6 protein-coding genes are annotated in these 7,976 nt (G+C 71.1%); 3 read left to right on the forward strand and 3 right to left on the reverse strand.

What is annotated here, in order from left to right; translation table 11 throughout:
* The first annotated feature begins 31 nt into the window (after positions 1–31).
* The 3 genes from GTW67_RS03615 (at position 32) to GTW67_RS03625 (ending at position 3,705) form a co-directional block, all read left to right on the forward strand.
* Complete coding sequence (locus GTW67_RS03615) at positions 32–1,597, forward strand: AAA family ATPase (RefSeq protein WP_161163337.1); 1,566 nt, start codon at positions 32–34, stop codon at positions 1,595–1,597.
* Positions 1,598–1,697: 100 nt separating this feature from the next.
* Positions 1,698–2,309, forward strand: coding sequence for a hypothetical protein (locus GTW67_RS03620; RefSeq protein ID WP_161163338.1), 612 nt, complete (start codon positions 1,698–1,700; stop codon positions 2,307–2,309).
* Between the two features lie 67 nt (positions 2,310–2,376).
* The gene (locus GTW67_RS03625; protein WP_161163339.1) at positions 2,377–3,705 is read left to right on the forward strand and encodes an Nramp family divalent metal transporter; all 1,329 of its coding nucleotides are present in this window, start codon (positions 2,377–2,379) and stop codon (positions 3,703–3,705) included.
* Between the two features lie 16 nt (positions 3,706–3,721).
* On the opposite strand, the gene GTW67_RS03630 is transcribed toward GTW67_RS03625, so the two are convergent.
* From GTW67_RS03630 to GTW67_RS03640, 3 genes are all read right to left on the reverse strand, one after another.
* On the reverse strand, positions 3,722–4,999 hold the full coding sequence (locus tag GTW67_RS03630) for a hypothetical protein (protein ID WP_161163340.1): 1,278 nt from the start codon (positions 4,997–4,999) through the stop codon (positions 3,722–3,724).
* 67 nt (positions 5,000–5,066) lie between these two features.
* Entirely contained in the window at positions 5,067–5,576 is a 510-nt protein-coding gene (locus GTW67_RS03635; protein ID WP_161163342.1) for a SigE family RNA polymerase sigma factor, read from the reverse strand.
* 176 nt (positions 5,577–5,752) lie between these two features.
* Positions 5,753–7,435: a chitinase gene (locus tag GTW67_RS03640; protein ID WP_161163341.1), complete on the reverse strand. Its 1,683-nt coding sequence runs from the start codon at positions 7,433–7,435 to the stop codon at positions 5,753–5,755.
* Positions 7,436–7,976 lie beyond the last annotated feature (541 nt).

A 7,976-nucleotide genomic window follows, 5' to 3' on the forward strand; every position in this document is an offset into this window, starting at 1 on the left:
CGCCCACCTCGCCCCGAAGGCCGTACCCCGTATGTCGAACTACGCCGAGAGCCTCACCCACCTCGACAGCTACATCTCCGCCCGCGTCCCCGTCATCGCCATGCGGACCATCGAGCAGCAGCGTGCCCTGCGGCTGCTGCGGGAGGCGGCCACCCAGCCCCGGCGCAGCAACATGCCGTTCTGGATCTACACCCGCGCCACCGGCCTGCGCGACCTGCGGACCAACGCCTCCGTCCAGGACGACCGCTCGCTCACCGGCGCCATGGACTTCGCCGCCACCCAGTTCGGCAGCCGCGCCAACGCCACCGTCGTCTTCGTCGACCCCGACGAGCTCGAGTCCGACACCCCGGTCACCCGGCACTTCGCCGAGCTGGCCCGGCTCGCCGACAGCAACATGGGCAGCATCGTGATCATCACGGACACGCCCATCTGGAGCGGCCTCCAGCGGCTCGGCATGAGCCTCAAGCTCGACCTGCCGGACTCCGAGGAGATGTACGGCATCCTCAGCGGCTTCCTCGGCGACCACCACGGCCACATCCCGATCGAGTGGACCGAGGAGGACGCCCGCCGCGCCGCCGAGTTCCTCAGCGGCGTCACCGAGGCCGAGTGCGTCAACCTGATGGCGACCATCGCCGCCAAGGGCTCCATCCTCCGGGAGGACGTCCTCGGGCTCGCCCAGGCCAAGGACCGCATCTTCAGCGATCTGACCGGCCTCGAACGCGTCCAGCTCAAGGACAGCGACTACGCCGTCGGCGGCCTCGTCGGCCTGCGCACCTGGCTGCGCCGCAAGAACGACATGATCTCCCGCGACCTCCGCCAGACCGCCCTGCGCCCGCCCCGCGGCGTCCTCCTCGTCGGTGTCCCCGGCTGCGGCAAGTCCCTGTCCGCCAAGGCCATCGCCCACGAGTGGCGGCTCCCGCTGTACCGGCTCGACATGGCCAGCATCCACGGCAAGTACCTCGGCGAGTCCGAGGGCCGCTTCCGCGAGGCGCTCGCCATGGCCGACCGGGTCGCGCCCTGCATCCTGTGGATCGACGAGATCGAGAAGGGCCTCGCCGGCCGCGACGACGCGTCCGGTGTGCCGCAGCGCATCATCGGCCAGTTCCTGTACTGGCTCCAGGAGTCCCAGTCCCGCGCCTTCGTCGTCGCCACCGCCAACGACATCCGCAGCCTGCCGCCCGAGCTGCTGCGCAAGGGCCGCTTCGACGAGCTGTTCTTCGTCGACCTGCCCGACGCCGAGGACCGCCGGGAGATCCTCGGCATCTACTTCCGGCGCTATCTGGAGTCCGAGCCGGAGCCCGAGCTGATCAACCGGCTCGTCGACCTCTCGGAGGGCTTCGCGGGCTCCGACATCGAGGCCGCGCTGCACGACGTGGGCGAGGAGGCCCTGATCCGCGGCGGTGTCGCGGCGCTCAAGGACTCCTTCGTCCTCGACACCTTCGCCGACGTCCGGCCGCTGAGCGTGAGCAACCCCGAGCAGATCGAGGAGATCCGCGCCTGGGGCCGCGAACGCGCGGTACCGGCCGGCCGCGGCGCCGTCACGCCGGTCCCCGGCGACGGGGCGCGGACGCGGCGGATCGTCTTCATGGACGAGTGACGCGCGTACCGGGGTCCGACGCACAACTGTGACGTGCGGGAACGGTGGTGACCCGTGGTCCGGCTGTTCCCGGCACAGGAAAGTCGTCCATACTTCCGCCGTGGAGCAGCGCATAGGTTCGAGCAGCAAGCCCCTGGAAGGCGCCGGTTTCGACCCGGCCTTCATCCCCGGGCTCACCTCGCCCGTGTCCGGCGAGCCGGAGGACGCGAAGCCGGAGGAGGTGGAGGAGGAGAAGCCACCGACGGCCACGGAGCCCGCCGACGACCCGGCTGCCGCCGAGGAACCCGAGACGGAGCCCGGCGCCGAAGAGGTCCCCGACGGGCCGGTCTTCGAGGCGTCGGACCGCCGCGCCCGCATAGTCGCCGACCACAAGGGCGTACGCCTGGCCCTGGACGACCAGGAGTGCGAGTTCCGCTGGGACGAGATCGGCGCCGTGGAGACGGAGACGGGACGCTTCGGCAAGCGGTTCACCATCACGGTGCACACGCCGGACCGCCGCTGGTACCCGATCGAGATCGAGGCCACGTCCCGCAGCCGCTTCCCGGAGTGGGAGGCGTCGCTGGACGAGGTCCTCGACGCGTACTTCGAGGAAGGCGAGCCGGAGACGCCTGAGAAGCCCGAGGAGCCCGAGGAGCCTGAGGAGCCTGAGAAGGCCGAGGAGCCTGAGAAGGCCGAGGAGCCCGAGAAGGCCGAGTCGGCCACCGCGGAGTAAGCGAATGGCGTGAAGATCCCCGCACGCCCTCTTGCCCCACCGGCCGCTTTCCGCTTCCTTGGCTCGCATGGCGGACACCACGGGCAACACCAGGGACACGGGTGCACCACTCGGAGCCGGGGCCGGCCCGGCTCCCCGTAAGTCCAGTTGGCGCCACATCGGCCCCGGCATCGTCGTCGCCGCGACCGGTGTGGGCGCCGGCGACCTCGTGGCCACCCTCATCGCGGGCAGCAACTTCGGCTACACGCTGCTGTGGGCCGCGATCATCGGCTGCCTGGTGAAGATCTCCCTCGCGGAGGCGTGCGGCCGCTGGCACCTGGCCACCGGCCGCACGCTCTTCGACGGCTGGGCGAGCCTCGGCCGCTGGACGACCTGGTTCTTCGCGGTCTACGCCGTGATCTGGGGCTTCGTCTACGGCGCCGCCGCGATGTCGTCCAGCGCCCTGCCGCTGCAAGCCCTGTTCCCGCACGTGATGGACCTCGAATGGTGGGGCGTGGCCTGCGGCCTGGTCGGCCTGGTCTTCGTCTGGTTCAACAAGTACGCCGTCTTCGAGAAGGTCATGACGGTCCTGGTGGGCGTCATGTTCGTCGTCACCGTCTACCTGGCGATCCGGGTCACCCCCCACCTCGGCGACGCCTTCGCCGGCCTCCTGCCGGTCCTGCCGGACGAGAAGGACTCCGTCCTCAACACGCTCGGCCTGATCGGCGGCGTCGGCGGCACGATCACGCTGGCCGCGTACGGCTACTGGGTCAACGCCAAGGGCTGGACCGACACCGGCTGGATGAAGGTCATGCGCCTCGACAACCGCGTCGCCTACGCCACCACCGGCATCTTCGTCGTCGCCATGCTCTTCGTCGGCGCCGAACTCCTCCACTCGGCGAACATCGCCATCGCGAGTGGCGACAAGGGCCTGATCCAGCTCGGCGACGTCCTGGAGCAGGAGTACGGCACCGCGACCGGCAAGCTCTTCCTGATCGGCTTCTTCGCCACCTCCTTCACCTCGCTGATCGGCGTCTGGCACGGCGTGAGCCTGATGTTCGCCGACTTCCTGGCCCGCCAACGCGGCGAGCGGCAGGCGCGCGGCGACGAACTGGCGTCGGGCCGCCGGGAACGCTCCTGGGCCTTCCGCGCCTATCTGCTCTGGCTCACCTTCCCGCCCATCGTCCTGCTCTTCCAGGGCCAGCCCTTCCGCCTGATCATCCTCTACGGCGTCCTGGGCGCCGCCTTCATGCCCTTCCTCGCCCTCACCCTGATCTGGCTCCTCAACTCGGCCCGCACACCCCGCGAGTGGCGCAACGGCGCCCTGAGCAACGGCATGCTCGCCGTGGCCGGCCTGCTGTTCCTGGTGCTGTGCGTGAAGCAGATCTGGGACCAGCCGTGGGCGGACTTCTTCTGAGCACCCCCGAGCGGGCTCAGCCCAGTCGTTCCCACTGTTCACTGAGCGCGATCTCCTGGAGCTGCTCCATGGTCAGCGCGGGGGCGTCACGGGTGGCGTCCTCGTTCTGGGCGCCGGTGTTGAAGGCGCTGACGACGACGCGGAGGCCGCTGGGCCGCAGGGTGTCGGCGGTCCACATCACGACGCCGGAGCCGCCCTTCTCGCCGGGCCCCTGCGAGGTGGCGAGCAGGGTGCCGTCGGGGCGGGTCTCGGCGGAGCCGTAGAGCTCGCCGGCGACGTCGCTCATGCCGGGCTGCACGTTGATCTGGACGAGGCTGGGTCCCTTGCCGTCGTCGAGGACGAGGTAGGCGTATCCGGTCTCCTCCTCGCCCCGCGAGACGACGTCGACCCCGTCGGGCAGCAGCGACGCCAGCGTTTCGCCGATCGCCACGCCCGACGCCTCGGGCGCCCGGCTCGGTGCCGCGGACGCCTTCGCCTTCTCCCTGGCGGCCGCCTTGGGGTCCTCGGGGATGGCGTCCACGATCGGGAGCCACACGCCGGCGGTGGCGACCTTCTTCAACTGGTCGGGCGACAGCGGCGGCTGTGCCCGCGTGATCGCGGCGTCCTTCTCCGCCGGCGCGTTCCACTCGCTCACCGACACGTGCTGTCCCCGCGCCGTGACCAGCTCCGCCGACCACCACTTGGTGTCCACACGCCGGTCGGGATACTCGTAGCCCTGGTAGACCATGAGCACCGAGCCGTCGGGCAGCCGGCTGCTGGTGCAGTCGTCGTAGGTGACCACCGTCTTGTCCGGGCAGGTCGTCAGCTCACGGACGCTCTGGCTGCCCGGCTCCACCCGGTCGAGACTGATGCCGACGGCCGCCGCGCCCCGGCCGTCGTCGAACACGAGGTGGGCGTACGGCGGCAGTCCCGGGCCGGGGCCCTGGGCGTCCTCCTCGCTCACCTCGCCCTCGGGCAGCAGCTTCTTGAGGGCCTGGAGGAGGTCGTCGGCGGAGTAGGAGGCGGACGGTGCGGGGCTCGCGGCGGTGGCGCTCGGCGGGGCCGCGGCTGACGTCCCCTGCGGCTCGGCGGAGTGACCGCCGCCGGGCAGCAGCAGCGCCCCGCCGACTCCGACCAGGGCGATCCCGGCCGCCCCGCCGAGCACACCGGCCCGCCGCCGCAGCCGGGCCCGGCGACCACGGGTCTGGCCGCCTTCGGCCAGTGCGGCCCGGTCGGCGTCGAAGCTGTCGCCGGCGGTGCGCAGAGCGGCGGTGAGCCGGTCCTCGAAGGGAGTCGGGCGCTGGCTTTCGGACATGGCGAACCACCCTTTCGACAAGGTGAGAGAAGAAGAGAAGTGTGAGAGGCGAGTCTCGGGATGCCGGTCAGGGTCTGGCGTACTCCGCGAGGTCCTCGCCCAGCAGCTCCCGCAGCCGGCCGAGCGCCCGCGAGCACCGCGTCCGCACGGCCGCCGAACTGACGTTGAGCACATCGGCGGTCTGTTCGACGGACCGGTCCTCCCAGTAGCGCAGGACGATGACGGCCCGGTCCTTGGCGGGCAGCCGGGCGAGCGCGGCCAGCAGGGTCAGCCGCAGCGGCGCGTCCCCGTCGCCGGCGCCCGGCAGATCGGGGAACACGTCCGTCGCCCGCTCGCCGCTGCTGCGCCGCCGCTGGTGGGCGAGGAACGCCCGGGTGAGCACGGTCTGCGCGTACGCGGCGGGGTTCTCCGCCCGGGACACGCGTCCCCAGCGCACGTACAGCCGTCCGAGGGTCTCCTGCACGAGGTCCTCGGCCAGGTGCGTGTCCCCGGCGGTGAGCAGACACGCGGACCGGTACAGATGCCCGGCCCGCGCCCCCGCGAACTCGGCGTAGTCGTCCGCCCGCCCCTGCCACATACGACGCGTCCCCCTGCGCTCGCCCGGTACTGCCTTCATCTCATTGATGCGGTGGGGCGCCGGAAATGTTTCACACGACTTGGCGGCCGGCCACCGGACGCCCTCGACGCCGGACACGACACCGCCCCTGCCCACGGTCACGTGGGCAGGGGCGGGCGCGGAGCCGGACGAGCGGGCTACGGCAGGGCGTGCACGTGGGCGCCGACCGCGTTGGACCAGGCGTTGCCGGCCGTCGCGTCCCAGTTGGTGGACCAGGTCATGGCGCCCCGCAGGGACGGGTACGTCCTGGACGGCTTGAAGGTGCCGCAGTTCGTGCCCTTGGTCAGGCAGTCGAGGGCGTTGTTCACGACGCTCGGCGCCACGTAGCCGCCGCCGGCGGCGCGGGTGGAGGCGGGCAGGCCGAGGCCGACCTGGGACGGGTCGAGGCCGCCCTCCAACTGGATGCAGGCCAGGGCGGTGAGGAAGTCGACGGTGCCCTGGGAGTACACCTTGCCGTCGCAGCCCAGCATGGAACCGCTGTTGTAGTACTGCATGTTGACGACGGTGAGGATGTCCTTCACGTTCAGCGCCGTCTTGAAGTACCCGCCGGACGTCGACTGCATGTCGATGGTCTGCGGCGCCATGGTGAGGACCATGCCCGGCCCGGCCTTCGCCGACAGGGCGCGCAGGGCCTGCGTCATGTACGTCGGGTTGAGCCCGTTCTCCAGGTCGATGTCGACGCCGTCGAAGCCGTACGTCTGCATGAGGGAGTAGACGGAGTTGGCGAAGTTGGTCGCGGAGGCGGAGTCGTTCACCGAGACGGTGCCCTTCTCGCCGCCGATGGAGATGATGACCTTCTTCCCGGCCGCCTGCTTGGCGCGGACGTCGGCCTTGAACTGGTCGACGGTGTAGCCGTTCAGCCCGGCCGAGTCGAGGTTGAAGGTCACCGCGCCCGGCGTCGTCGTGGCGTCCGCGAAGGACACGGCGATGATGTCGTACTGCGCGGAGACGTCGGAGATCTTCTGGACGGCGGCGCCGTTGTTGAAGTTCTGCCAGTACCCGGTGACGGCGTGCTTGGCGACGTCACCGCCGCCGCCCCCGCCGCCGGCCTCCGCCGTGCGGGCGTTCACGGCCGCGGACTTGGGCGACTCGCCGGCCGCGTTGGTCGCGGTGACCTGGAAGGAGTACGACGTGGAGGCCGCGAGGCCGGTCACGGTCGCCGAGGTGCCGGTCACGGCCGTCACCTTCGTACCGTCGCGGTAGATGTTGTAGCCGGTGGCGCCGGAGACGGCGTTCCAGGCCAGGGAGGCGGAGGAGGACGACGTCCCGGTGACGCTGAGCCCGGCCGGGGCGGCCGGCACGGTCGGGCCGGGCTCCTGACCGCCACCGCCCCCGTCGGGCCCGTACACGGACACGTCGTCGGCGTAGTACGCCGCCTGCCCGTACCAGCCGTGTGTGTACACGGACACGGAGGTGGTCGAAGCGCCGGTCCTGAAGCTGGTCGACAGCTGCTTCCAGGAGGCCGAGTCGGGGATCCAGGTCGACACGTCGGTCGTCCCGGTGCCCGTCACGCCCAGATAGGAGTACCCGCCCTGGACCCACGCGCTGAGCGTGTACGTGGAGTTGGGCTGCACCTTGACCGTCTGCGCGCACCGGGCGTTGTCCTGCCCGCCGGGCGTCGCCTTGAGAGCGGCGGTGCCGGCGTGCGCGGGGGAGGCGACGGTCGTCCCGCTGTTCGCGGAGCAGGTCCAGTCACTCAGGCCGGCCTCGAAACCGGCGTTCTTCGCGTTGTTGACGTCCGCCGCGGACGCCTGGCCGACGGCGCTGACGGTGAGCGCCAGAGCGGCGGCCACGGCACCGACCGCGGACCCGGCCCGCATCCGTCGTCGTCCGCGCCGTCTGTGTACGGGCTCCACTGGGGCCTCCGGTGGGGAGTGGGGAGGAAGGGGGAGGAACTCACGAACTGCCTACGGTGGCCACCGCGTTGACGTACAAGGTGGTCCAGACCAATTGAGGTGTCAAGAGGTAGGTACGGACCAAGTGACCCTCGGTGTGCGGGGGATGGCCGAAGACCACCCCTCCCGGCCCTCGCACCAGGTGTGCGCGTTGCAGTCAGCAAAGTGGCAATGTGATGATCTCGGGCATGGCTGAGCACGGGGGAGCCGACGGGACGACCGGCGACGGACGACGATCCCGCCTGGCCGACTACGCGGAGGCGGCACGGGCCGAGAGGCCACCGACGGCGGAGACGGCGAGCACGGCGGCATCGCCCCACGTGACACCCGTTGAAAGCCCTCCGGAAGACGACGCGAGCGTGACCGGGGCACGCCGTGAGTTCGCCACCCTGGTGGGGGAGTTCCGGCGGACTCCCGTCCTCGTCCCGCTCGACGAGGACGACGTACCGCTGACGGGTGACCACGA

Origin of the sequence: Streptomyces sp. SID5910 (assembly GCF_009862125.1) — a bacterium.
GTDB lineage: Bacteria > Actinomycetota > Actinomycetes > Streptomycetales > Streptomycetaceae > Streptomyces.